Genomic DNA, 26,889 nt, shown 5'->3' with positions numbered 1-26,889 from the left:
TTATGCTATTTTCCCGTCAGTTTTTTTGCTAGCATGGCCATTCTGAACTGATAGCCGCAATACCCGCTTATGCCGGCAACCAAACCGCTTAAAAATCCGGTAACGATAAGCAGTACCCACCAAAGTTTTATCCCGGTCATTACTGCTACACGGCCGGCAAGCAGGTTATCATTCGGTAAACTTTTAAACAGCGCATAACCGATCCACAATAAGAAAATGGCAAGGAACGATTGCCAAAAGGCGATTTTTCCGGTTTTACCGATGATGCCACAGGTAGCAAATGAAATGACGATGATTACCCACCAAGGTGCAATCATTTGTAAGAAAAAACAGATTATTAATATAACGATGAAAACCATTTTAGCCTATTTAGAAATTTTTAAACGGGAGATAACTGTGCCCGATTTATCGTCGGGATTTTGCATATAAAACAGATCGTATAATTTGCCATTGGCCCAGGTATCGATCATATTATCATAAAACTTGCTTCCGGGATTACCGGATTGTCCGCCAGGATAAACACCATGTCCTTTTGGAGTTTTACCCAGTTCGATTACCATTCTCCAAGAAGGTCCGTTACTTTCGCCCAGGGCATTAATGGTCGATTTTGCACCTCCAATCTGTAATATCTTGGAACCAAGCCCTGGTATTTTGGCCAGGTGGGGTACATTGCTTTGTTTTACATTTGACCAGTTCCAATCTTTATTGATCGGGCCAAAACGTCTCTCCAGACTATCACAGCTAAATTTAAAAGATTCGTTCACGAGGTCGGCAAGTGTTTCTTTTTTAGCTGTATGAATATTATCATACCATGGGGCATTCGGTTCTTTCAGGATCATTTCGACCGTGCGGTCGCGTGATGGGAAACGCATAGGAATTCCTTTTACTTCAAATTCGTCGCCCCATATATCATAAATTAAACGGTTTGCCCATATCTCGAACACACTGGCTGCAATTTCATTGGCATCATAGCGTTTGTTCCATTTATTTACGTAAGATAATGCTTCCTTTTGGGTGGCGTTAAGTTGTTCATTATTTAACTGGGGCAATAGTGCAGGCAGGAGATTTTGTGCAAGGATACTGTAATTATCGGTCTGCATTAAACGGATACTGTCTAAAGTGGCCTTTTTCATTGTGGTTAAACGGTCATTGATGCGTTTACCGCGTTCGTATGGTGCAAACTCCCAATTGATATAATAAGGGTAAGACGGATCGGTTGAAGACTGGTTGGCCGAGCTTACAAAACCGCGTGGTGGATTTTTAACCGTTGGGTTCTGCGCATTTGGGATCCATCCATGCCAATCGTAAGCCGGATCGGTGCCATCCAGGATAAACTTGCCCTGATCTTTCCATTTTAAAGGGAATTTACCATTCGGTGTAATGGCGATATCATTATCTACGCTGGCAAAAACAAAGTTCTGTGCCGGTGCGGTATAAAAAGTTAAAGCCTTGCGGTAATCATTATAGTTTTTACCACGGTTAAGGTAATAAAAAGTCATGAGCTCATTTGATCGTTCATGTGCAATCCACCTTAATGCATCGCCAACAGGCACATTATCTGCTCTGCCATATTTCGGCTTCTGGAAATAAACCACGGGGCCGTGATGGGTATAATAAACCGTATCCACTTCGTCTTTTCCTCCACGGATTTTGATGGTTTCTAAACGCTTTGAAGTTGCTTTCCACTGGTTGTTGTACCAATATTGATTATGGGACGAATCCTTAAACCTGATCTGATAAAAATCCAGCACATCAGCGGCAACATTGGTTACTCCCCAGGCAATTTTCTGGTTAAAACCGATAATTACACCGGGTGCACCAGGTAAAGAAACACCATATGTATTAACACCGGGTGCATGTAACTGGATCTGGTACCAAATAGAGGGGAGGGTTAAATCCAAATGAGGGTCGTTTGCTAAAATGGGGTATCCAGATGCTGTTTTAGCACCAGATAATGCCCAGTTATTGCTGCCGATACCTTCTACTTTCTCTTTTGTTTTTACCTCACCGGTTAAGGCTTCAGTAAAGCTTGCTGGTGTTTTAGGTACGGATAGTGGTGTGAAGTTCCATTTGGTGCCCACGGGGATAATCGGATCTTCACGGAAAGGATAATCAGGAAAAAGATCTTTGGTAATATCAGGGCCAAATTTTTTAAGGATATTGGTCATATAAAACTCGTCAGAACCCATAGCCAATACGGCCGACATCTGTTTAAGGAGTAAGGCACATTTTATAGGTGTCCAGTTTTCGGGTTTGAAATCGAGTATTTTATATTCTAATGGATAGTTGGCTTTAGAAAGTGTTTTAATGTAAGCGTTAATTCCTTCGGTATAGGCCAGAATCATTTCTTTAGCCTTTGGATCGGCCATCATGCCTTTTAATGAGTTTTCTGCGCCATAAACCATGCCCATGCGGCGCTGGTAACGGTCAACTTCAATGGCTTTTTGGCCCACTACTTCACTAATTCTTCCGGCGGCAAACCGGGTCTGGAAATCCATTTGCCAAAGGCGGTGCATGGCGGTAACATAACCTTGAGCCAAATATAGATCGTGATCGTTCTGTGCAAAAATATGAGGGATCATGCGGTCGTCGAAAACAATTTCAATTTTATCTATCGCACCTTTGATCTTTGCTTTATGGTTGAATATAAAGTGATTGTTCTCGGCATTCTGCCAAAAACCCATAAAAGGATTTAGAAATTTTAACAGTGGTGGTGTATTTCCCAGTTTGGTATTAAATAAAAAAGCTAATGCTATCGGTATGATGACGCAAAATAAGGCCTTAATTTTATTCATAATGGTTAGTTAACAAAGTCTTTTGCTAAGATAGCGCAAAATGACGGTTTATGTTTAATGCAAAATACAACAAACTGTATATCAATCAAAATTATAATTTGAATTGATATTATTATGCTAACATAATTTGCTTAATTCAAAAAAAGAGTTTAAGTTTATGTAACTAATCATACAAATAAACAGTATAACTAACTAGTTAGGTAACCAAATTAACAATCTTTATGAGCAGAATTTTTACACAGATCTTCTATGTGTTATTATTGATGTGTACAGTTAATATTGTGGCACAGGCACAGGGCATTACGGTGAGTGGTACCGTAAAAGATAAGCAATCAAAAGAAGGCCTTGCAGGCGTAAGTTTAACCATCAAAGGTCAACCGGGCGGTACAGCATCTACAGCCAATGGTAGTTTCAGTTTTAGTACAACGGCAAAAGTGCCTTTTACTTTGGTAGCTTCTTATGTGGGGTATGGTACGGTAGAACAGCAGGTAACAGGTAGCACAACAGGTATTAACCTGGAGTTGGAAACAGCTGTGGTGCTGGGTGGCGATGTGGTGGTTTCGGCCTCACGTACGCCGGAGCGTATCCTGGAATCGCCTGTATCCATTGAGCGTATGAGCGCTGCTACCATAAGGGAAATTGCTGCACCATCATTTTATGATGCGCTTAACAATATGAAAGGTGTGGAAAGCAGTATGCAGAGTTTAACCTTCAAATCGATCAATACACGTGGTTTCAATTCAAATGGTAATACCCGTTTTAATCAGTACATCGATGGAATGGATAACCAGGCCCCTGGATTGAATTTCTCGGTAGGTAACATTGTGGGGATTACCGAACTTGATGTTGATAATGTAGAGTTGTTGCCAGGTGCTTCATCAGCGCTTTATGGTGCTGGTGGTATTAGCGGTACTTTGCTAATGACATCAAAAGATCCTTTTAAGTACCCAGGCGCAAGTTTTCAGTATAAAACAGGGGTAAACCATGTTAACGACGATAACAGTACCGTGCAACCTTTTAACCAATTGGATGTACGTATGGCAAAATCATGGAACAATAAGTTTGGTGTAAAAGCGGCATTTTCTTTTGTACAGGCCAAAGACTGGTATGGAAATAACTATTCGAATTTTGATAGGGTGGCAAGAACGGCAAAATCTGGTGATAGGAACAGCGATCCAAATTACGATGGTATTAATGTTTATGGTGATGAGGTAAGCCAGAATATGCGTAATGTGGCCCTGAGTGTTCAAAATGCAACCATTTCGGGTATAAATGCAGGTTCGGGCGGTTTAATTCCCAACATTAAATCTACGATGGACGGTGCTTTTGGTGCAGCTATTCCAAATGCAGCACAACAGGCTGGCTTTTTGGCCAGTTTACCTGCAGCTTTACGTCCGGCGGTTCAGAACTATTTTCCATTTTATGTCGGTTTAAAAGCAGGACTAATTCCTGATCAAAATGTTTCAAGAACAGGTTATAATGAAGAAAACCTGGTAGACTATAGTACTAAATCGCTAAAAGCTTCAGGAGCATTGTATTATAACATCAGCAATACAGTGCAGCTGGTTGGACAGGCCAATTGGGGTACAGGAACTTCGGTATATACCGGGTCTGATCGCTATTCGCTGCGTAATTTTAATATCGGCCAATACAAATTGGAATTAAAAGGCGAAGATTTTTTCCTAAAAGCCTATACCACGCAGGAGCGTTCAGGCGATTCTTATATTTCTTCTATACTGGGTAGTTATATTAATGAATTATCAAAACCATCAACAACCTGGTTCCCGCAGTATATTGGTAATTATGTAGGTGCAAGAGCTGCCGGACAAACCGATGCCCAAGCCCACGCTTTAGCAAGAGGTGCAGCTGATCAAGGCCGCTATGCACCTGGAAGTCCACAGTACGAAATGGCAAAAAATAATATCATGAACACGACCATCAGTGCTTCTGATCCGAGTAAAGGTATTTATGGTGCGAAATTCGATGATAAATCCAATCTCTACCATTACGAAGGAATGTACAATTTTACCAATCTTTTCGATAAAGTAGTAGAATTTCAGGTGGGCGCATCTTATCGTTTATATGACTTAAATTCGGCAGGTACCATATTCAATGATTTAAACGAATCAATCGATATTAAAGAATATGGCGCGTTCGCACAGATTGGTAAAAAACTTTTTAATGATAAGGTTAAGTTTACTTTTGCCGGCCGTTACGATAAAAGTCAGAATTTTGAAGGCAGGTTTACCCCAAGGATAACAGGGGTATTCACGGTGGCAAAAAACAACAATATCAGGGTTTCTTACCAAACCGGGTACCGTAATCCAACTACACAGAACCAGTATATTGATCTTTCAGTAGGTGGCGGTTCGCAAAGGCTGATTGGTGGTTTACCAGAAATTATGTTCAATAAATACCATCTTGATACCAATAAACCCTATACTGATGTAAGTTACCGTGCCTTTTTGGCTTCGGCAGCCGCTACCGGCACACCTAATCCGGCACTTTTACAACAGTATAATTTCGATTCGAGAGGTGTACGTCCGGAGAGTGTTCAATCTTACGAGTTGGGTTATAAAGGCTTGCTGCTTCCTAATTTATTGGTTGATGCTTACGGCTATTACAATATCTATAAAGATTTTATCACCGCTGTTGATGTTTATCAGAATGTTAATGGAAGCTTTGTGAAATTTGGTGTTCCGGTAAATGCTGCAGGCAAGGTAACTTCTTATGGTGCAGCTTTAGGCCTTGACTACCTTGTAGGCAAATGGAATGTAAGTGGTAACGTTTCTTACAACCAGATTGGTGATTTGCCAGCTAATTATATTAATGATTTCAATACTCCTAAAATCCGCTACAACCTGGGCCTGGGTAATAAAGAAATTATTAAAAACTTCGGTTTCAACCTGGCTTACCGCTGGCAGGATCAATTCTACTGGAATTCTTCTTTTGCATCGGGTCAGGTGCCGGCATACAGCTCTTTGGATGCGCAGATGAGCCTGAGGATACCTTCGGTACAATCGGTAATTAAACTGGGTGGTTCTAATGTGCTCAATAAATATTATTTCACTTCTTACGGAAACCCATCAGCAGGTGCAATTTATTACGTTGGATTAGCCTTTAATCCATAGCAAAATATTGAGTTTTGAGTAGCCCTCTGTATACATCATGTACAGGGGGCTTTTTTTGCTATTCAAATGCCTGGTTTGTGGTTGCAGCTATCAAACACTACTGTTAAATCTTCTTTAATTAAATTTCTGATTTAAGGCTCTTAGTGTAAATAATACACTTTAATCAACAGGCCTTGAAAAAAAGCTTGATCCCTTTTAATAAAATATTTGTATTATAGTACTTTCTTAAGCACATCCCTGTTTAAGAGCCATGAATTAAAATTTGAATAAATAAGGATGGAAGCGCAAAACGACAAACCTAACGAGGCAGGTGATCTGATCGAAAAGGAACAGGAAATACAGCATTTAAACAATCCAGTTGATATATCGGTAAAACCAATTGTTAAACAGTACCTTGGGGCAGTAAAAAAAGTAAAAAAGGAAGGCAACCGTTTTTATTTTTCTGATGGAGATGCAAGGGTAGAAGTAAGGGTAGTAAGCGACGATATTATCAGGGTACGCTTGGCACCGCATGGTGTTTTCCTGGATGATTTTTCTTATGCCGTACCTGAAGTAGACCACAAAGTTTCGGTATTTAAGATGCAGGAACACGACGATCATTATACCGTTTCTACACATGCCGTAACCTGCAAAATAGAAAAATCCAATTTCCATATCTCTTTTTATGACAACATCACCAATATGATGATGGTTGATGAAGCCAACCCTATGCACTGGGAAGAGAACGTAGATTTTGGGGGCTATTATATTTATGCCACTAAAAAATGCCACCCTGAAGAAAATTTCTTTGGTTTAGGTGATAAATCAGGTAATTTTAACCTTCGCGGCCGGCGTTTCGAAAACTGGAACACGGATGCCTACTCATATGGTTGGAACCAGGACCCGCTTTACCGTACCATACCTTTTTACATGGGGTTGCATAACCAGGCTGCTTACGGTATATTTTTCGATAATACCTTTAAATCATATTTTGATTTTGGTGCAGAAGATGTAAATAAAACCAGTTTCTGGGCCGATGGAGGCGAACTGCAGTACTACTATATCCACGGACCACATATTATGGATGTGGTAAAACGTTATGCAACATTAACCGGAACACACCCGATGCCTCCAAAATGGACTTTAGGTTATCAACAATGCCGTTGGAGCTATTATCCAGAATCGAAGGTTAAGGAAATCGCAAAACAGTTCAGGGAAAGGAAAATTCCTTGTGATGCCATTTACCTCGATATCGATTATATGGATGGTTATCGCTGTTTTACCTGGAACAAAAAATATTTCCCTGATCCCCGTAAGATGATCAAGGAGCTTTCTGATGATGGTTTTAAGACTGTTGTAATGATCGACCCGGGAATTAAAGTTGATGACGATTACTGGGTTTTTAAAGAAGGTAAAGAGAAAAGATTTTTCTGTCGCCGGAGCGACGATTACTATATGGAAGGCCATGTTTGGCCGGGCCGTTGCCAGTTTCCTGATTTTACCAACCCTAAAGTACGTGCATGGTGGGGGAACCTGTACAAAGAGCTGGTAGATATGGGTGTGGCAGGTTTCTGGAATGATATGAATGAGCCTGCGGTATTTGGTTCGGGCACTTTCCCTAACGATGTACGCCATAATTACGATGGTTACCGCGGTTCACACCGTAAAGCACACAATGTTTACGGTATGCAGATGGTGCGTTCTACTTATGAAGGGCTTAAAAAACTGATGCGTAACAAACGTCCGTTTACCATTACAAGGGCCGGATATTCGGGCATGCAGCGTTATGCGAGCGTATGGACAGGCGATAACATTGCAACCTGGGAACATTTGAAAATCGGTAATATCCAGTGCCAGCGTTTATCCGTTTCAGGTGTGCCGTTCTGCGGTACCGATATTGGCGGGTTTAGTGGAGAGCCTGACGGAGAACTGTTTGCCCGCTGGATCCAGTTGGGTACTTTTTCACCATTTATGAGGGCACACTCTGCAGGCGATACAGCTGAGCGCGAACCCTGGAGCTTTGGCCAGTTTTTTGAAGATATTAACCGCAAGTTTATCGAATTAAGGTACCGTTTAATGCCTTACCTGTATTCTGTTTTTTGGGAGCACCATCGTTATGGTTTTCCAATTTTAAGGCCATTGGTTATGCTCGAACAGGAAAATATCAGCAATAGTTTCCGTCAGGATGAATTTTGCTATGGCGATAAGTTATTGATCTGCCCTGTTTTGGAACAGGGTGCAATATCGAGAAGGGTATACCTGCCAAAAGGTGCCTGGTATAATTTCTGGACCAACGAAATTTTAAATGGGGGTAACGAATATACCGTTGATGCCAAGATAGACAGCATGCCAATATTTGTGCGTGCAGGTTCCGTTTTGCCAGAGTATCCGGTGATGCAATATGTTGATGAAAAATCCATTACCGAAGTAATCCTGAACATTTATCATAGCGATTATGAGGTGAACTCGTATATGTACGAAGATCATGGCGATACCTTTGCCTATGAACAGGATATTTACCTCGAAAAGAAATTTACCGTTAAAGGCGATAACCAGGCCATTAAGGTAAACCAGCGTAACGAGGGGTTATATACGCCTAACTATGAGTTTTATGTTTGCAATATTATCGGCGTAAAATTCCAGGTTAAAAAAATCATCATCGATAACAAAGAGGTGAAAGATTTTTATACTGACGATCAAAACATCCTGCATTTCAAGTGCAATAAAAATTTCTCTGAAATTCAGATCCTGAGTCTGTAACAATTAGCCCCAAATGCTGTTTAGTATTTGGGGCTTCATTTATCTAGCCAAAAATACCTATGTCAGCAAAAAAAGTTCCTGCAAAAAAAGCAGCGCTACCTAAAATCGATAAGAATAAATCCGTTTGGGTGCACAGTTTATTTACCGATTACGACATTGATCTTTTTCTTGTTGGAAAACATTTTAGGCTGTATGAAAAAATGGGTTCCCATTTAATTACTGTTGAGGCCACCGCCGGCGCTTATTTTTCTGTTTGGGCACCCAATGCTACGAAGGTAAGTGTAGTGGGCAATTTTAACAGCTGGGATAACAGTTCGCATCAGTTGTACAAACGTTGGGATAAATCGGGTATCTGGGAAGGTTTTATTCCCGGTATTGCCAAAGGCGAAGTATATAAATATTTTGTACAGGGTTTCGACGGATCGGAACACCTGAAAGGCGATCCCTATGCACGCAGATGGGAACATCCACCGCAAACGGCCTGTATTGTTTGGGATACTGATTTTACCTGGAAAGATAAAGCCTGGCTCAATAAGAGGGCAAAATTAAATGCCTTAGATCAGCCGATTTCGGTTTACGAAATACATTTGGGCTCCTGGGAACGCGATCCGGATAATCCAGAGCGTGTTTTAAACTGCAGGGAAGTAGCCGGCAGGCTTGTGCCTTATGTTAAAGAAATGGGTTTTACACATGTAGAGCTGATGCCTGTAATGGAATTTCCATTTTTCCCGAGCTGGGGATACCAGATTACAGGGTACTTTGGGGCAAGCTCGCGCTATGGCTCCCCGCAGGACCTAATGTACCTGATCAATGAATTGCATAAGGCCAATATTGCAGTGATACTAGATTGGGTACCTTCCCATTTTCCGGGCGATAGGCATGGTTTATATGAGTTTGACGGAACCCACCTGTACGAACATGCCGATATGCGGAAAGGTTTCCATCCTGATTGGAAATCGTATATATTTAACTATGACCGTAACGAGGTACGTTCTTTTCTTATCAGCAATGCCATATTTTGGCTGGATCAATACCATGCTGATGGTTTAAGGGTTGATGCCGTCGCCTCGATGTTATATTTTAATTTTTCAAGGGAAGATGCTGATGCTGCAACCAACGAATATGGGGGAAGTGAAAATATTGGTGCCATCCAGTTTCTTCAGGACCTCAATGTAGCGGTTTATGGTAATTTTGAAGGCGTACAGACCATTGCCGAAGAAAGCAGCACTTACCCGGGCGTAACCCGTCCGGTGCATAATGGTGGCCTCGGTTTCGGCATGAAGTGGATGATGGGCTGGATGAACGATACGCTGAAATATTTTAAAGTAGATACCCTCGGACGCAAACACCATCACCATCAATTAAGTTTTAGTATGACTTATGCTTTTACTGAAAATTTCATGCTGCCTTTTTCGCATGATGAAGTGGTGCATGGAAAATCGCCCATGTTATACAAAATGCCGGGCGATGATTGGCAGAAATTTGCGAACTTAAGGGCACTTTATGGTTATATGTTTACCCACCCCGGCGCAAAACTGCTGTTTATGGGGAACGAATTTGGCCAAACCAATGAGTGGAACTTTACCCAATCGCTTGATTGGCATTTATTGCAGTACGCTCCGCATAAAGGCATGCAGGAAACCGTTAAAGCCTTAAATTTTCTTTACCGTAAAGAACCTGCCCTGTATCATTTCAATTTTAGTTACGAGGGTTTCCAGTGGATAGATGCTGATAATGCAAACGAATCGGTCTTTGTGTATATGCGTAAAGGACCAAAGGCAAAAGATACGTTGGTAATTGCCATCAACCTCACGCCGGTGGTACGCGAGCACTATAGAATTGGTGTGCCTTTTAAAACGAAGTGGACTGAAATTTTCAATACCGACGATATTGTATATTATGGCGGCGGTATCAATAACCGTGGCGATATTGTACCTGCCTTGGAAGGTTATAACGGCCAGGTATATTCAATTGAGGTTAATCTGCCACCTTTAGCCATGGTTGTTTTCAAAAGTAAATAATTTTCGGGCGTATATCACGCCAGAATTCGCTATAAAATATAGTTTTGGCATGATATAGTTTTTTATATTTCGCCAAAAATACTTAAAAAGATATAGTTTTGGCGTGATATATGTATTTATATTTCGCCAAAAATAATAAATTTATTACCTTTATTGCTATAAATTAATGGTTTATGGAAAAGGTTGTAGGTAGAGTAGAAGAAAGATTGTTGTTGGAGAAGATTGAAAAATCGGGCGAGCCTGAACTCATTGCAGTATATGGGCGCAGACGGGTTGGAAAAACTTATCTGATCAGAAATGGTTTTAGTAAAGATCTGGCATTCGAATTTTCAGGCATCCATCATGCAACTTTAACCCAACAGCTGGAAAACTTTGCCTTGGCACTTACCCAGGCCGCAGGCGGACTTCCACTTGCCATACCAAAAAGTTGGATAGCCGCTTTTCAGGTGCTTCGTCAATACCTTGTGCCTTTGGTGAAAAAGGAAAGAACAATCATTTTTATTGATGAATTTCCGTGGATCAATACTCCGCGTTCAGGGTTTTTGCCTGCTTTCGAAAACTTCTGGAACAGTTGGGCTTCCAAAGAAAAGAAACTGGTTGTGGTGATTTGCGGTTCGGCAGCTTCCTGGATGATCAATAAAGTAATCAATAACCGCGGCGGTCTGCATAACCGTGTAACCAGGAGGATCAGGTTGTTGCCCTTTACCGTTGGCGAAACAGCAGCCTATCTTAAGCAGAGGAAAATAAAGCTCGATAAATACCAGCTTCTACAGGTTTATATGGCCATGGGCGGCATTCCCCAATACCTGAAAGAAATAGAGCCAGGCGAAAGTGTTGCACAAGTGACAGACCGGTTGTTTTTTACCAAGGATGGCCTACTGCTCGAAGAATTTAAGAACCTGTATTATTCCCTGTTCGATAAAGCCGAAAACCACATCGATATTGTGAGGGCCCTGGCCAAAAAAAGTAAAGGCTTAACCCGTACAGAAATTATTAATGCCTGTAAGTTAAGCAGCGGGGGCTATGCTACGCAACTGCTCGCAGAACTGGCCGAGTCGGGTTTCATTACACCATATGTTCCTTTCGGTAAAAACACCAAAGATGCATTGTATAAGCTTACCGATGAGTATTCTATTTTTTACCTGAAATTTATCGATGGCAATAAAGCAACAGGAGCCGGTACCTGGCTAAAATTTTATTCGGGTACCTCATGGAAAAGCTGGGGTGGGTATGCTTTCGAAAGCATCTGCATGAAACACATTTTGCAGATTAAAAAGGCAATAGGGATAGAAAATGTTTACGCTGAAATTTCGGTGTGGCGTTATCTGCCTAAAAACAAAGAAGAGCAGGGGGCACAGATCGATCTACTGATCGACCGGAACGATTCCTGTATCAATATCTGTGAAATGAAATTTTCGGTTGCTCCTTTTGAAATCAGCAAGTCGTATCAAAAAGAGCTGGATAACAAACTCAAGGTATTCCAATCGCAAACCGGAACAAGAAAGGCATTATTTTTAACCATGATCACCACCTATGGGGTAAAGAATGGTACAAACTATCCAGGTTTGGTACAAAAAGAGCTTGCTATGGATATACTGTTTGCCTGATTTTAAATAAGAAAAGCCTCCCATTGCTGGAAAGCTTTCTTAAACCCTGGAGTGGAAGCTTCCAGGGAGGGTGCAAAGATACGATAACTCTTTTCCCCTGCAAGTATTTTCTGTTAAATAAATGTATAACCATTTTGGTTGTTACATCATTCCCTAATCAGTATTACTAAATTATTTTTCTCTGTCAAAAATCAAAAGATAGTACAACCTACCCAAGCATTTGATTTTACAACTTAAAATTTGTGTTTTGTTGATAAATGTCAATAAAACAGGCTGTTGCATATTCTTTATATGTTTAATGAATAAAGTGAACGGCTAATTTGGCCATCGTCCGGCATACTTTTGTGTCAACGAACAAACTGTTTTAAGTCACATCCCAAAAGAATTGAAAAGGCGCTCTTGTCTGTCCTTCCTGGTGTTTGTGTTTTGCTGCATGCCTGCATATTTATATGCGCAGGTTACGGCACAATGCGAAAATACTAAACGTACCTACGCTGATTTTCAGGGTTCGATCCAATATGGGTTTAAAATATTGGGTGGTTCTCTAATTATGGGGACTATCGCTGATGCGCCGAATGCGGTTAACGGACAGGTTAGAGATGCATCAACCTTAGGTGTTGGACTTGGTTTGGCGGGTTTGGCATCATCTACCCAATTTCTACAATTTACCAATAGTAGCGGCACCGGCCCAAGATCAATTCCTGCCAATACACCCGTTACCGTTAAAATCTCGTTGCCTACCGAGGTTTTGAGTGTATTGAGTGGGGTAGAAATTGGAAGTTTTACAAACTTGCAGTCAATTGGTGCCGATTGGCCATTGCTGGGCCTGCTTGGGCCTGGGCACGATGCAGGGTATACTGCAACCATGAATCCTATTTATAACTCTACCAATATCGCCGGTGTAATCAGCGGTTCGGGTGAGGTGGAGATTACAGTTACTCCCAATCAGGTATATAACGGTATTTATGTTAAGGTTTCGGGCAATTTACTCTCCGTAGCATTGTCAGCTAAGGTTTTTCATGCCTATATCATGGAGGCAACTACCGAGAAAATAGATTGCGATGAGGTAATTGATGTATTATCGGGCGTACAGCCCAGCATTGTTGGGGGGGTATTAAATGTTACGGGAAAGGTAACAGATCCCTTTAATTCAATCGACAATGATAAAGACAGTTACGCTTTAATGGATGTGGGATTATCTGTTTTAAATAAAATTTTCCTTACGGCAATATTTAACAAGCCCTCTCAGCCTAAAGATTCTGTGAGTATTATATTAAGCAAGCCTGGGGGTGGGTTACTTGATCTGAGCCTGCTTACTGGATTTACCATACAGCCCTATCTGAATGGAGCAAAAGCAGGCGATCCATTTAATAATGTCGGGACTTTTCTAAATCTCAGGCTTTTCCCTGGCTCAACAGATAAATATGTATTAACCTTTCCGATCACTGAGGTTTACGACCGCTTGGAAATTACTACAGGAGGCTTGGCTGGTGTGCTCGGTTCGATAAGGATTTATGATATCAGAAGAAAACTGGCAAATCCGCGTACACTTGTAGATCCTGCTGCGGAAGATATAAGGACAGTTTGCGAAGGTACAACTACCACTTTTGCTGTAAATAATCCTCAGGATTGTACCGAATATAAATGGTATGATGCCGAAACTGGCGGTACGTTGTTAAATACAGGATTAAGCTATACACCACCATCAACCCTTGCTGCCGGCGAATATAATTATTATGTTCAGGCAAGCAGAACTTACTGTATCGCCGCTACATCCGAACGCTTGAGGGTAAAGTTAAAAGTCAATCCTTTGCCAACACTTATTGTTCCGGGCGCAACGGTCTGTAGTGGTTCTTCAACAACACTTGCGGTTACCAATCCCGATGCGGGCTTTACTTATAACTGGTTCACATCGTCTTCTGGTGGTACACCATTTACCGTTGGTACAAATTATGTCACCCCTGGGCTTACCGCCGCTACAACTTATTATGTTGAAGCGGTAAACACACTAACAGGTTGTAAAAATGCAGGTGGTTTAAAGGCTGTAGAGGTTAAGGTAAAACAATATGCACCCGTACCTGCAATTGCTGGTATTGCAACCATGTGCGGAGGAACAACCGCGACCTTTACCAATGCCTACCCTAATGGAACTTGGAGCAGCAGCGATGCGGGCATTGCAACTGTAGATGCTGCGGGTTTGGTTACAGCAATTGGGGCAGGCAATGTAGTGATCAGTTATACTATTGCCGATGATGCTACTTACTGTGGGAAAAAAGTTGATTTTAATTTAGCTGTAAATCCACAGCCAAACCTAATCCTTGGGCCTGATCCGGGAATCTGCGAAGGCTTAAGTTCTACAAAACTCACCTATACTAACCCTGTTTTCAATCCTGTTAGCTACAGCATTTCATGGGCTGGGAACCTGCTTCCGGCGGTTACAGACCAAACATTACCCGCAAACGAAATTAACATCAATATACCCTCTAATACGCCGGTTGCCGTGTACCAGGGAAATTTAACCATTAAAAACGCAAATGGCTGCGAGCGTACCATTCCTTTCAGTTTTAGGGTAAAGCTTGTGCCGCACAAACCAACAGTATCTATTAATTAAAAAAAGAAATAATCATTCACCCCTAACAAATTAAAGTCATGACAAAAAAAACTACAAAAAACCATTTAAGGATCTTTGCATTCCTGCTGTTCTTATTGCCGATCAGTGCAATTGCACAAACGCCAAATGTATATTTATGTGGTACAGGTACCGTAAAACTTACACCGGCATTTACCGGGTATACTCCCGTAGCGGGCGATAAAATTATTTGGACTGTTGATGGTACTGCTCAAAGCCCGGTAACTTATGCTGCAGCTGCAGATGCCATTTTTAACGTACCTGCAACATTAACAGCAGGAACACATACTTACTCGGTTCAGGTAATACCGGCCGATGCAAATCTTTGTCCGAGTGATGCATCAGATAATACTGTTGTTGAAAAACTTCCGCCACCGGCCATTACAGTAAATGCGCCCGGAAGTGTTTACTGTACAGATCAAACCGCTTCAACAGTAATTACAGCAGCTAAAGATGCGGCACTTACCTTACCAGCAGGCGTTTCTTTGGTTTACACATGGACTGCAACCAAAGGTGGGGTAGCAGTAAGTGACCCTACTACCTTGGGAACGGTTTCGGGTACCAATAATGAATTATTTACCCTAAAAGCTGGTGTTGCACCAGAAGCTTATGTGTTTACTGCTGAAGGTAAATATGCGGTTGGTTCTACACCTATTGTACCCTCTACAAGCTGTACTGCAACAGCATCTAAAAACATTACTGTTACAGTTAAACCAGGCAAAGCAGTTATTTCTGTAGCACCATAAATATTAAGATTTGACCATTTATGATGTTTAGCAGGTTAGGGATAATTGTGTTTGGCATGCTGCTGTTTCTAGTGGCGGCATGCTTTGCGCAATCTAATAATCCCAATGTGCTTAACCTTAAACCGGGTATAACTGTTAAACTCAGGGCTAATGGTACAGGTGCAACCTCTTATCAGTGGTTTAGAAATGGAAATGCCATTTTAGACGCTACCGAACAGGATTATGTAGTAAGCACCGCAGGAAAATATACTGTTATTACTTTTAGCCTGGGGGGATGTAGTTCAGAACTTTCAGAAGAGATGGAAGTAGTTATGGAGCAGGTGGTTTCAGCAGATATTTCTATTCTTAAAAGATCGGAGAGCAGGCAGGTAATCAATATGGAAGTTTTTAAGTATAATTTATTGGTACGCAACAACGGTACGGGCACGGCTACCAATGTACAGGTAAAAGATGACCTTCCTGAGAACCTCACATTTGTAAGTGTTGATCCTAACGTTGTGGGGGCTGCGAGTTATAACGAGCAAACCCGGACGGTTTCGTGGGTTATACCTTCGCTGGCCAATGGCAGTTTTGTTGAACTTATTATTAACGTAAGGGCTACGAAACCTGGAAGTGTGGTAAATGGTGCCACCGTTACGCACGATGAACCCGATCCTGACCCATCAAACAATACCTCTATTGATACTAAGGAAATTACCGGACTTAAAATCCCGAATGTATTTACACCAAATGGTGACGGAAAAAATGAGACCTTTTCTATAGAACACCTTGACCGTTATATTGAAAACCAGCTTACCATTATTAACCGCTGGGGAAGTACCGTGTATGAGAAAAAAGGCTATCTGAGTGACTGGGCAGCTAATGGGCTGGTGGGCGGAACGTATTTCTATATACTTAAGGTAAAAGCTACAAATGGGCAGTGGCAGGAATTTAAAGGCTATGTTACTGTGATCAGATAAATGAAAGTTAAAAGGTGAGGATATGAAAAAGATAATTTTAACGACATTATTTAATTTAATCTGCTTGTGTTTGTTTGCCCAGCAAAATGCACAGTTTGGGCAATATGTATTTAATGGTCTTTTCATCAATCCGGCCTATGCAGGTTATAAGGAAGAATTATATATGCAGGCTTTTGTAAGGGCGCAGTGGACTGGCATACAGGGGGCACCGCAAACGCTTTCCATAGCTGTTGATGAAGCAGTTAAGGAAGAAAGCCTCGGTTTAGGCCTTTTGGTTTCGAAAGACAAAATCGGTGCGCAAACTTCACTTAATTTATCGGGTAATTTTGCTTACCGCATTAAACTCGATCGTACCGAAACCAATGTGCTCGCCTTTGGGATCGGACTCGGGGTAATGCAGATGGGATTAGACGGTAGCCTTTTAGATCCCAATGAAACAAACGATAACAGAATTCCTATGGGGTACGAAAGCCGTATCGTACCTGATATCAGGGCAGGTGTGCATTATTCGAACGAAAAATTCTTTATTGGTTTCTCGGCCAATAACCTGCTTACACAATACCTTCCTGCTTTTAGGACCAATAATCTATTGAATATTACTGCTGAGCCTCATTTCTATTTAACGGCCGGGATGTTATTCCCAATGAACAATGATTTCATGCTCAAGCCTACTTTTTTGATCAAAGATGATTTAAATGGGCCAACCTCATTGGATCTTAATGCCTTTTTAATGATTAAAGAAAAGCTTTGGCTGGGCGCGGCCTATAGAACTTCCATAAAATTTTATCCTAAGCCGGCATTACAAAGCAATTTAAGGGCAAGGAGCGCCATTGGATTGATTACTGAATTCTTCATACGCGAAAATCTCAGGATAGGCTATGGCTATGATTACAGTTTGAACAAATTAGGCAGCTATGATTATGGCTCGCATGAAATATCTATTGGTTATTACTTGCAGACCGCAAAAAGCAGAAGACCAAAGTGTTACTTCTAATCAACAGGTTGCATCTATTCCTGCATTTTTATTTCTGTTTTTTTACTGAGAGTTAATTTTAGAATCTGGATTGCCAGGGTTTACTTTCCTGTGGAGAAAAATGAACGGAATGAATGTTCTAAAAAGCTCCCGCCTTATCCTTGCATTTTTTTTGATATTAACAGATAGCTATTCATACTCCGTTCGGTTGTTTGATTTTCTGGCATTGCATAAACAAAGGAAAAATTGCTGTGTTATAGCAATAATATCAAATCGCTCATGCAACCGTTATACCAAAAGGTTATCCTTCAAAAACAAAATATTGGCCATGATGCTGGGTTATCCGGCGAGGAAGTCTTTTTTACTGCATTAAAGACACCGCATGATTTTGCTGCATTTAAAGCACTGTATAAACGGTATGCGCCAGCTATTTATGGTAATATCATTAGGTCAGTTGAAGAGGAAGAAAAAGCTAAATTAATTTTGGAAAAAACATTTTATGAAGCCTGGCAGTATTTTTCTCAATTTGATGAGGGCAAATTGAGAATTTTTACCTGGATAAATCAATTTGCAGTTCAAAACATTAAAAAATACACGCCATAAAGGGCATTATATGTCATAATTGTCTTAATTAATCTACTTTATTTTTATATTATCTTAAAAAGCGCTATAATTAAGGGTCTAAAGTCTATCCCTATTTGTGTATGCTCGAATCCCGCAAGGTATTTTTAGTTAACGCTGTATTAAATTATTTCAGCAGTTTATGCCCGATAACGCCGGGTTTTATTCAGGAAATTGAAAAAAATCTCCAGCCCATCCTGGTTAAAAAGAATAAATACGTTCTCTCACCGATTGATAATAATGATGACGTTTTTTTTGTGGTAAATGGATTGGTAAGAGGGTTTATAAAGGATGGCGGTAAGGAAATTACCACCTGGATCAGTTTTGGAAATGAATTTATCGGTGCAATCCAGCATCCCCGTGAAAATTTCAGGCCTTCAATTGAATATTTGCAGGCCCTCGAAAACTCTGAATTGGTACCCATGTCACGTCTGTTTATAAACAGATTGTATGCAAGCTATCAGGAAACCAATGTGATCGGTCGGAAAATCCTTGGCCTCCAATACTATGCTGCTTCAGAACGGTCTATCCTTGCCCGTATCCCTTCAGCTGAAAGGCGCTATGAAAAATTTATGGAATTGAATTCCTTCGACGTATCTAAGGTTCCATTACGCTGTATTGCCAGTTATTTAGGTATGCGTCTCGAAACTTTGAGCAGGATCCGTAGTAAGTTGGTAAAGGATTTGGCTTAGTACATTGATAAAATTCTTATTTCTGGTATATTTAGGATATAGAAGTAATGATAGGATTATTTTTTATGCTACTTCCTTCCCAATAGAAAAATAGGAAAGAGGCCGAAGTTTGGAAAATAACGAAAACTGGATATGAACGAAACGTTGTGGAATAAGGTCTTGCAATTTAATCTCGATGATCCAGCAGGTGGATATTCTTTTTCGGTTAGGTTGGCCAGTGAAAATCGCTGGACAAAGGATTTTACCGAAAAAGCTATTGTGGAGTATAAAAAGTTTATGTTCCTGGCAGCTAAGTCTGAGTTAATGGTTTCGCCTTCAGCCATTGTTGATATAGTTTGGCACCAACATCTTATTTTTAGCCAATCCTATTTTGATTTTTGTGTTTTATTAGGGAAAAATATTCAGCATATTCCATCTACCCATGATAAAGCACGATTTGATGAATTTAAAAAAGCTGCTGAAAGAACAGAAAAACTGTATGCCGATCATTTTGGCAAACAGCCAGAAAGCATCTGGCTTTATGATACGATGTTGGATGGTTTGAAGCTTAAGCCAGCAAAACTTAAGATTGGTTTATTTACATTGTTTGGCGTACTTGGAACTATAATACTTTCCTTTCCATTTTATTATCTGCTAAGACCAATCTATATCCATATTAATAACCCTTATTTTATTTGGGGCTTGTTGGGGTTAACTCTACCAGTTTGTATAATTCTATATTTCTATACAATGAGCAGGTTTAAGGAAATTGCCGCCAGCTTTGATAGTCAATCGTTTGTATATCATCTTAAACCATTCGAAGTCATTTATCTAAAAAACCATAAATTGGATGACGTCATAAATGGAAGTATTAGCGAACTTATTCATGTAGGCATGATAAGAGTTGATTTAGATCAAAGAATTTGTATTTCAGACAAAATGCAGGATCTTTCTGGAGAACAGCTCCAGGTAATTTCTACCTTAAAGGAAAAGGGCGATCTTTTTTACACCCAATTGCTAAGGCAATTACGAACAAAGCCAGTTTTTAGAAACACAGCCAAAAGTATGGATCAGTTTAGATCATGCTTTAATCAATCCCGAGAATTTGCAAAACTGTTTTACGTGAATTTTATCGTTTTTGCTGTACTGGTAATTTTTCCTCTGATCCGGTTGGTAACTGGCGTTTTAAGGGATAAACCTGTTTTTCAGGTGGCACTTTTATTAACGCTTCTAATTCTTTTTGCTATTAATTATTTGTATAAACTGAATCGGCAGTTTTTTAGTCGCACAATACCTGGTCTATATAAAGAAATTATTTTGCCTATAATAAAAGAGGAACAGGATTGGCGCTGGGATTATTTTTTATATGGTTCGGCTGTATTATCTTCAAGTCTGATCCCTTTGGTAAATTACAAACGAAGTGACGCTACTTATGCCAGTGGCGATGGTGGGGGTGGTGACAGTTCATGTGGTTCGTCAGGCGGGAGCTCTTGTGGAAGTTGTGGCGGGTGTGGTGGTGATTGATCAAAAAAAATTAACAAAAATCTTCAATAAATTAAAATCTTCATCAAATCTTAATTTTTCTGCCGTAATATTGTAGGCATAAGGGGTGAGAGCCTTATATCAACTTCTAGTTGAGAGCGTTAATTTAGATAGAGGGTGTAGCCAGTGGCTGCACCCTTTTTATTTTGGTAATATCTATTGTGCCAATGTGAGTTTTGCCTTCTCCAGCTCCTTCAGTAAAGCCGGTACCTCTTTCCAATGGTTGATCCGCTGGTGATGATCTTTTTCTACATTATGGAAAGCTGTAAACATTAAAGGCTTGCCCTTACATGAATCGAGGTTTTTGCAATGATCATCAATCAAATAATCTGTATCTATAATACTTTTGTCGCCACATAAGATAATGTTCTTCCAGCTGATAAAAGGGAAATGCTCTGACAGCCATTCTCGTTTCTCGAAAAGCGATAGCGGAAATTCCATAGCAGCTGAAACAATGTAGATTTCGTAATCATCCATAAGTTGTTTTACGGTTTCAACAGCACCTTCCATAACAGGCAGGTTCCTGAAAAATCCCTCCCTGTTGCAGATTTTCATAATCATGGCCCGATCAGGAAAAAGTTCGTCTTCCGATTTGCCTTTAATGTCTTCCCGTGTAAGCGAAATACCGGTTTCAGCATAATAAGTCTTTAATATATGATCTTCAATATCGGCTAGTACGCCGTCCATATCAATGCCAATTGTCTTTTTCATTGTTTGCTATTTTTTTGCAACAAAAATATTTAATATTGCAATATGTTGCAAATTTTACCTAAATTAAATTCTTATATTTGCAGTATATTGCAGTAATATGGTAAAAGAAGAGCGACTTCAGGTTATTATAAATACCCTCGATAAAGACAGTAAAGTACGGCTTGATGAGTTAAGTACATTGTTGAATGTATCAGAAGATACAGTGCGCCGTGATATTAAAGAACTCGATTCGCAGGGGTTGTTGCGTGCAGTTCGAGGCGGGGCAATTTCCCGTTCCCCTATACCACAGCATTACAGGGACAGGGAAAAATACAACCAGCAGCACAAACAAGCCATTGCGAAAAAAGCTTTGCAGTTTCTGAAAGACGGACAGGTGGTATTTTTTGATGGTGGTACTTCGGTAGTTGCACTCGCCGCAGTATTGCCAAAAGATTTAAAGATTACCATTATTACCAATAGCTTTCCTGTCGCCAATATTCTGGAAGACCATCCCAGTGCAGAAGTCATATTTGCCGGTGGAAGATTGCATAAAACCGCATTCATCACCATCGGGCAAGAAACCATCGATACTTTTAGAAAAGTACGCGCCGATATCTGTATATTAGGAATCTGCAGCCTGCACCACAATATGGGCATTACCTCCATTATATATGAAGATGCACAGCTGAACAATATTATGATCAGTCAGGCGCAGAAAACCATTGCACTTTCGGCACTCGAAAAAATAAATACAGTAGAGCCTTATTATGTTTGCCCGGTTACCGATGTAGATGTAATCATTACTGAAACGGATCCCGATAATGCTGGTTTAGCGCCTTATAAACAACTAGGGATTGAAGTGCTTTAGCTGGCTTTAGAATAAACTATATTTAGGAGGAAAGGGAAAATGGTTGAAAGATTTTTTAATAGGAAAGAATTTAATAATGGCTATTCCGAAGAAAAGTATGCTGCCAGTAATGTTTACAAAAGAATGCTCAGCGATGGTTTTAAAGATAACGCCCTGGCAAAATTTGATTTGGATTTTATTTCCGATAAGCCCGGAAAACTAAATTTGTTAAGCATCTTTTTAGCTGATAATTACGATTTTATATTCGAAAACCCAGTTCAAGAAGATGATCATTGGATTTTAAAGGGCACAGCTACGGCTTTGCCCTACACTGAAGAAGGTCTCATTTTTTGGGCAATAGATTTATATTGTAAAGGTTATGAGTTTGATTGTAAGCTAAACGGTTATGGTACATTATCGGATCCAGGCGATTTAAACTATCTTGATGTTGAATCCAAAATTCCGGCTGATTTTTATGAAGAAGGCCTCGATGAGATTAATAAAAGAAACTTTGGTAAAGCAATAATCTATTTTTCAATAGCAATAAAATTAGTACCTAAAATGAAAGAGGCTTGGCAAGCCAGGGGGTACTGTAAAGAGATGCTTCATAGTTACAAAGCTGGAAGAAGAGATTATGATGAGGCTTTAGAAATAGATTCTGACTATACTGATGCATTATTAAGCAGGGCAACGAATAAAGATGATGCAGGAGAATACGAGGAAGCATTAAAAGATTATAACCGTGTTATAGAGATTGAACCTGATAATGGCCTCGCATATTATAATAGGGGAAATACAAAATTTAATCTTGGAGATAAAAGTGGTGCTTGTATGGATTGGGGCAAAGCCAAATCGCTTGGTGATACAGATGCGCAGAAGAGAATTAACATTGAATGTAAGTCTTTAAATCACTAAAGACAAAGCTTTAAAGAGTAAACAGGGTAATGAAAATACAGATAATAAGTGATCTGCATCAGGAATTTGGTATTTCTGAACTCAGTTTCCAAAATGCCGACCTGATTATTTTAGCTGGCGATATTAACCTGGGTACGAAAGGCATTGATTGGCTTACGCAAAATATTTCTGATAAGCCCGTCATTTATGTATTAGGCAATCACGAATATTATAAAGGTACTTATCCGAAGACGCTCAATAAAATAGTTGCCAAGGCTAAAGATTCAAATATTTATGTGCTGGAGAATGATTTTGTAGAATTTGGAGGAGTAAGATTTCATGGGGCAACTTTATGGACAGATTTTTCCTTGTTTGGCAATCCTGTAGAATACGGCATCATTTGTCAAAGTAAAATGAACGATTACAAGCTGATCAGGCGTTATCCTACCTATTCGAAGTTAAGAACAATTGATACCTATAAAATTCATAAGATTTCTAAAAACTGGTTGCAGAAAAGCCTGGAAGGATCAATTGCGTTTAAAAATGTGGTGGTCACACATCATGCGCCAAGTGTACGTTCGCTTCCTTCTTTATATAAGAATGATCCCATATCTTCTGCGTACGCTTCAGATATTGAAGATCTCATTATAAAATACCAGCCATCTTATTGGATACACGGGCATATCCATACGCCGGCAAGGTATAGAATTGGAGAAACTGAAGTAATCTGTAATCCGCACGGATACATCAGTGAAAAGTATAATGGTTATGATAAAGAATTAATAATAGAAATTTGATAAGGTGCATTAAATCATAATCTTGTAGTACATAACTGAGTTGTGTTCTGCTACCCTTGACAGATACCAAAGCTATGTCGTCGTTTCTTCTTACATTGAGCTTTTAATATTTCACGATATGACAGGTTGTATGGAGATTAAAAGATATTAGTGTAGTCTTGCAGAAATTTTACCGTATAAAAAGCAGAAGACGATTGTCGTATTTCATTCTAATCAGTTACCGGTAAACTTTGTAATTTGGGTAACAGAACGAAAAACGAACTACCTAAATCCTTACCTGCGCTGCTGGCCCAAACCTTGCCGCCATGCAACTGTACCAATGTTTTAACAATATAAAGGCCAATACCGTTCGAGCGTTCTTTTGCGGTAGGTACTGATGATAGTTTGGCAAACTTGGTAAATAGCTTACTGATATCTTCGTTGGTCATGCCTACACCGTTGTCTTTAAATTCGAAAATAATATCGTTTATTCCGGTGCTGCAATTTATTTCTATTTCTGCCCCGATTTGCGAATATTTAACAGCATTGCTCAACAGGTTTGTTAAAACATCGGTAATGCGTTCCTGATCTACCTGGATATACCCATCTGTTTGGCAATTTATTTTAAGTGTTTGTTTCTTTTGTTTTAAGGCAAAATCAAATGTTGCGGCAACGGCATTTAGCAGGTCCCTTACTTTAGTGGTTTCAAATTTAAGATCTATGGAGGCATTTTCATTCTTGGCTTCATTTAGCAGATTATTCATCGTGCGCTCAATGTTCCTGCCGGTTTGCTCAATTTTACTGCCCAATGAAGCAAGTTTTTCCTGGGTAAGCAAGCCTTTGCCTAAAAGCTGTCCGTACGCAACCAATGATGTTGCAGGGTTTTTCATATCGTGGGCGAGGCGGTGCAAACGGTCATCATAAGCACGTACCGAAATACGGTTAATCAGCCGCGATTCGAGTTTTTCGAGTGTAATCCGGGCCAGCCATTTCAGTACCATTAATTGATCTTCTTCAATATCGAACCTGGGTTTATCATCCATTACGCTAACCGCTCCAATTACAAAGCCCTCCATAGTGGTAATAGGTGCTGAAGCATAAAATCTGATCCCATTATCCATTTTAACATAAGGATTATCTTTAACCTCAGTGCAGGTTCTGGCATCTTCAATCAGGGTAATCTCCGCTGTTTGGGCAGCAACGGTGCATAAGCTGTCTTCTTTTTTGATTATGGAAGCCTGTATGGGACTGGTGTTGGCCTTAAGGTATACCTGCGTATCATCAATAAATGAAACAAATGATCCTGATGCTTTAAAAGTAATCTTTGCAATTTCCGCAATCAGATCGAAAAGAAGTTCGGGGGGCGTATCAATAATGTGGTAACGCCTGAGCTTATTGAGACGCTGAAATTCATAATCAGATGTGGTATTTGAGGGCTTGCTAAACTTACTCATGTACTGTTGCTGTTTAAAAATTCACAATAACTAAGGCCTTTTACAAATATAAAGCAAAGAAGTTTTATTTGCCGAATTTAGCTCGACCTGATTGTTAATGTATCAAAATTATTAATCTTGCTGCCAAAGGCTTCATGGCTGGGATGCAGATCAATGGTGGGCTGGTTGCTTACCTAATTAATTGTTGGATATGGATCTGCCTTAAAACAAGAAAAGAGATACTCCATCCAGACGTATCTCTTTTTTCTAACCAAATATAAACCTGTTATGAGCCAGGCTTTGTCTTTAATCTTCTATCTAAACCGGGGTTTTTCAAGAAAATGATTTATCTTTTTTAATCGTAAAAAACATCGTTCCGTTTATTACACTACAAATATAGTAAAAAATTTGATAGTGTAAAAAATACACTAAGAAAAATTTAAGTATTTTTTTTGTCATTTTTTATTTACTGATCTTTTTCTGGAAGATTTAGGAGTTTAAAACGACTATGTTGCAAAGATAACTCAAAAATTTGTTAAATAATTGTTAAATATTATCAATTTATAATACGATATAGTTAAAACTTGTTAATTTTTTGATATAAAATCACGTTGGTGAGATTTTTAGCCTTGTTTTTGTTGTGTTTGTGAATATAAAAGTATTTTATGGGTAGGTATTTTAATAAAAAGTAATTTTTGGCTTAAAATTAAAATCTGATTTATACTCGAAAAATATGTTTAAAACAAAAAAGCAACATTAAATGAATAATGTTGCCTTATATATGCGTGTCAAAAGCGCTCTATGCGCTTTTTTATTATAAACTTGCGTAATATTCTACGAATTTAGCTAATGCGGTAGAATATCCCCACTCATTATCGTACCAAGATACCACTTTAACGAAATTATCGTTCAGTGAGATACCTGCTTTGGCATCAAAAATAGAGGCGTGGTCATCGCCGATAAAGTCAGAAGAAACAACTTCGTCTTCAGTGTAACCAAGTACACCTTTTAATTCGCCTTCAGAAGCAGCTTTCATTGCGGCTTTAACTTGCTCGTAAGTAGCTGGTTTTTCTAAACGTGCAGTTAAGTCAACAACAGAAACGTCGGCAACAGGAACACGGAAAGACATACCGGTTAATTTTCCTTTTAACTCAGGAAGAACTAAACCTACAGCTTTGGCAGCACCGGTTGATGAAGGGATAATGTTAGAGAAACCACCACGGCCACCTCTCCAGTCTTTAGCCGATGGGCTATCAACAGTTTTTTGAGTGGCAGTTACCGCATGGATGGTGCTCATTAAACCTTCAACAATACCGAAGTTATCGTTTAATACTTTAGCAATTGGTGCTAAACAGTTTGTAGTACATGATGCGTTTGAAACGATAGTTTGATCTGCTGTTAATTTATGATGGTTAACACCCATTACGTAAGTTGGGATATCGCCATCTTTAGCAGGAGCAGAGAAAACTACTTTTTTAGCGCCGGCAGCGATGTGTTTCTCTGCATCAACGCGGGTTAAAAATAAGCCGGTTGATTCGATTACCACTTCAACACCTACAGCATCCCACTTTAAATCAGCAGGGTTTCTTTCTGAAGTTACACGGATGGTTTTGCCGTTAACCACAAGGTTACCGTCAACAACTTCAATAGTACCATCAAATTTACCGTGTGTAGTATCATATTTTAACATGTATGCCATGTAATCCGGATCAATTAAGTCGTTAATGGCTACAATATCTAATCCTCTTTTTAATGCGGCTCTGAAAACCAGTCGGCCAATACGGCCAAAGCCGTTTATTCCAATTTTGCTCATTG

General features: G+C 39.8%; 19 protein-coding genes. 14 read left to right on the top strand and 5 right to left on the bottom strand.

The genetic code is table 11. From position 1 onward, the window contains the following. Positions 1-5: 5 nt before the first annotated feature. Both ACFSR6_RS06750 and ACFSR6_RS06745 read right to left on the bottom strand, forming a co-directional pair. Positions 6-317: a hypothetical protein gene (locus ACFSR6_RS06750; protein WP_379076681.1), complete on the bottom strand. Its 312-nt coding sequence runs from the start codon at positions 315-317 to the stop codon at positions 6-8. Positions 318-365: 48 nt separating this feature from the next. Then, positions 366-2,795: a penicillin acylase family protein gene (locus ACFSR6_RS06745; protein ID WP_379076678.1), complete on the bottom strand. Its 2,430-nt coding sequence runs from the start codon at positions 2,793-2,795 to the stop codon at positions 366-368. A 221-nt stretch (positions 2,796-3,016) separates the two neighbouring features. On the opposite strand from ACFSR6_RS06745, the gene ACFSR6_RS06740 reads away from it, so the two are divergent. From ACFSR6_RS06740 to ACFSR6_RS06690, 11 genes are all read left to right on the top strand, one after another. Then, positions 3,017-5,926 (top strand): TonB-dependent receptor domain-containing protein, encoded by a 2,910-nt coding sequence (locus ACFSR6_RS06740; RefSeq protein ID WP_379076675.1) that lies wholly within the window; start codon positions 3,017-3,019, stop codon positions 5,924-5,926. 276 nt (positions 5,927-6,202) lie between these two features. Beyond that, a complete protein-coding gene (locus tag ACFSR6_RS06735; RefSeq protein ID WP_379076672.1) occupies positions 6,203-8,665 on the top strand; it encodes a glycoside hydrolase family 31 protein in 2,463 nt (820 codons plus the stop codon). Positions 8,666-8,724: 59 nt separating this feature from the next. Then, positions 8,725-10,686, top strand: coding sequence for a 1,4-alpha-glucan branching protein GlgB (glgB, locus tag ACFSR6_RS06730; RefSeq protein ID WP_379076669.1), 1,962 nt, complete (start codon positions 8,725-8,727; stop codon positions 10,684-10,686). A gap of 173 nt (positions 10,687-10,859) precedes the next feature. Further along, positions 10,860-12,293, top strand: a complete 1,434-nt coding sequence (locus tag ACFSR6_RS06725; RefSeq protein WP_379076666.1) for an AAA family ATPase — start codon at positions 10,860-10,862, stop codon at positions 12,291-12,293. A 433-nt stretch (positions 12,294-12,726) separates the two neighbouring features. Then, on the top strand, positions 12,727-14,904 hold the full coding sequence (locus ACFSR6_RS06720) for an Ig-like domain-containing protein (protein ID WP_379076663.1): 2,178 nt from the start codon (positions 12,727-12,729) through the stop codon (positions 14,902-14,904). Positions 14,905-14,942: 38 nt separating this feature from the next. Continuing rightward, positions 14,943-15,668: a hypothetical protein gene (locus ACFSR6_RS06715; protein WP_379076661.1), complete on the top strand. Its 726-nt coding sequence runs from the start codon at positions 14,943-14,945 to the stop codon at positions 15,666-15,668. 20 nt (positions 15,669-15,688) lie between these two features. Beyond that, positions 15,689-16,627 carry a T9SS type B sorting domain-containing protein gene (locus ACFSR6_RS06710; RefSeq protein ID WP_379076658.1) on the top strand — a complete coding sequence of 313 codons (939 nt, stop codon included), beginning with the start codon at positions 15,689-15,691 and terminating at the stop codon, positions 16,625-16,627. A gap of 22 nt (positions 16,628-16,649) precedes the next feature. Continuing rightward, on the top strand, positions 16,650-17,621 hold the full coding sequence (locus ACFSR6_RS06705) for a PorP/SprF family type IX secretion system membrane protein (protein ID WP_379076655.1): 972 nt from the start codon (positions 16,650-16,652) through the stop codon (positions 17,619-17,621). A gap of 258 nt (positions 17,622-17,879) precedes the next feature. Then, positions 17,880-18,203: a hypothetical protein gene (locus ACFSR6_RS06700; RefSeq protein WP_379076652.1), complete on the top strand. Its 324-nt coding sequence runs from the start codon at positions 17,880-17,882 to the stop codon at positions 18,201-18,203. 101 nt (positions 18,204-18,304) lie between these two features. Then, a complete protein-coding gene (locus ACFSR6_RS06695; RefSeq protein WP_379076649.1) occupies positions 18,305-18,913 on the top strand; it encodes a Crp/Fnr family transcriptional regulator in 609 nt (202 codons plus the stop codon). Between the two features lie 132 nt (positions 18,914-19,045). Continuing rightward, the gene (locus ACFSR6_RS06690; RefSeq protein ID WP_379076646.1) at positions 19,046-20,416 is read left to right on the top strand and encodes a hypothetical protein; all 1,371 of its coding nucleotides are present in this window, start codon (positions 19,046-19,048) and stop codon (positions 20,414-20,416) included. A gap of 174 nt (positions 20,417-20,590) precedes the next feature. On the opposite strand, the gene ACFSR6_RS06685 is transcribed toward ACFSR6_RS06690, so the two are convergent. After that, positions 20,591-21,145, bottom strand: a complete 555-nt coding sequence (locus ACFSR6_RS06685; RefSeq protein ID WP_379076643.1) for a 5' nucleotidase, NT5C type — start codon at positions 21,143-21,145, stop codon at positions 20,591-20,593. Positions 21,146-21,242: 97 nt separating this feature from the next. On the opposite strand from ACFSR6_RS06685, the gene ACFSR6_RS06680 reads away from it, so the two are divergent. Genes ACFSR6_RS06680 through ACFSR6_RS06670 form a run of 3 tightly spaced genes read left to right on the top strand, consistent with a single transcriptional unit; the run spans position 21,243 to position 23,662 of the window. Continuing rightward, positions 21,243-21,992, top strand: coding sequence for a DeoR/GlpR family DNA-binding transcription regulator (locus ACFSR6_RS06680; RefSeq protein ID WP_379076640.1), 750 nt, complete (start codon positions 21,243-21,245; stop codon positions 21,990-21,992). A gap of 39 nt (positions 21,993-22,031) precedes the next feature. Next, positions 22,032-22,886: a tetratricopeptide repeat protein gene (locus ACFSR6_RS06675; protein ID WP_379076637.1), complete on the top strand. Its 855-nt coding sequence runs from the start codon at positions 22,032-22,034 to the stop codon at positions 22,884-22,886. 29 nt (positions 22,887-22,915) lie between these two features. Then, on the top strand, positions 22,916-23,662 hold the full coding sequence (locus tag ACFSR6_RS06670) for a metallophosphoesterase (protein WP_379076634.1): 747 nt from the start codon (positions 22,916-22,918) through the stop codon (positions 23,660-23,662). Positions 23,663-23,871: 209 nt separating this feature from the next. Here ACFSR6_RS06670 and ACFSR6_RS06665 read toward each other — a convergent pair whose 3' ends face one another. Continuing rightward, positions 23,872-25,095 carry a GAF domain-containing sensor histidine kinase gene (locus tag ACFSR6_RS06665; protein WP_379076631.1) on the bottom strand — a complete coding sequence of 408 codons (1,224 nt, stop codon included), beginning with the start codon at positions 25,093-25,095 and terminating at the stop codon, positions 23,872-23,874. Positions 25,096-25,888: 793 nt separating this feature from the next. Beyond that, complete coding sequence (gap, locus tag ACFSR6_RS06660) at positions 25,889-26,887, bottom strand: type I glyceraldehyde-3-phosphate dehydrogenase (protein WP_379076628.1); 999 nt, start codon at positions 26,885-26,887, stop codon at positions 25,889-25,891. Between the last annotated feature and the right edge of the window lie 2 nt (positions 26,888-26,889).

The sequence above is a fragment of the Pedobacter vanadiisoli genome, from assembly GCF_042684385.1.
Lineage (GTDB): Bacteria > Bacteroidota > Bacteroidia > Sphingobacteriales > Sphingobacteriaceae > Pedobacter > Pedobacter vanadiisoli.
This window is presented reverse-complemented; position numbering and strand designations above follow the sequence as displayed.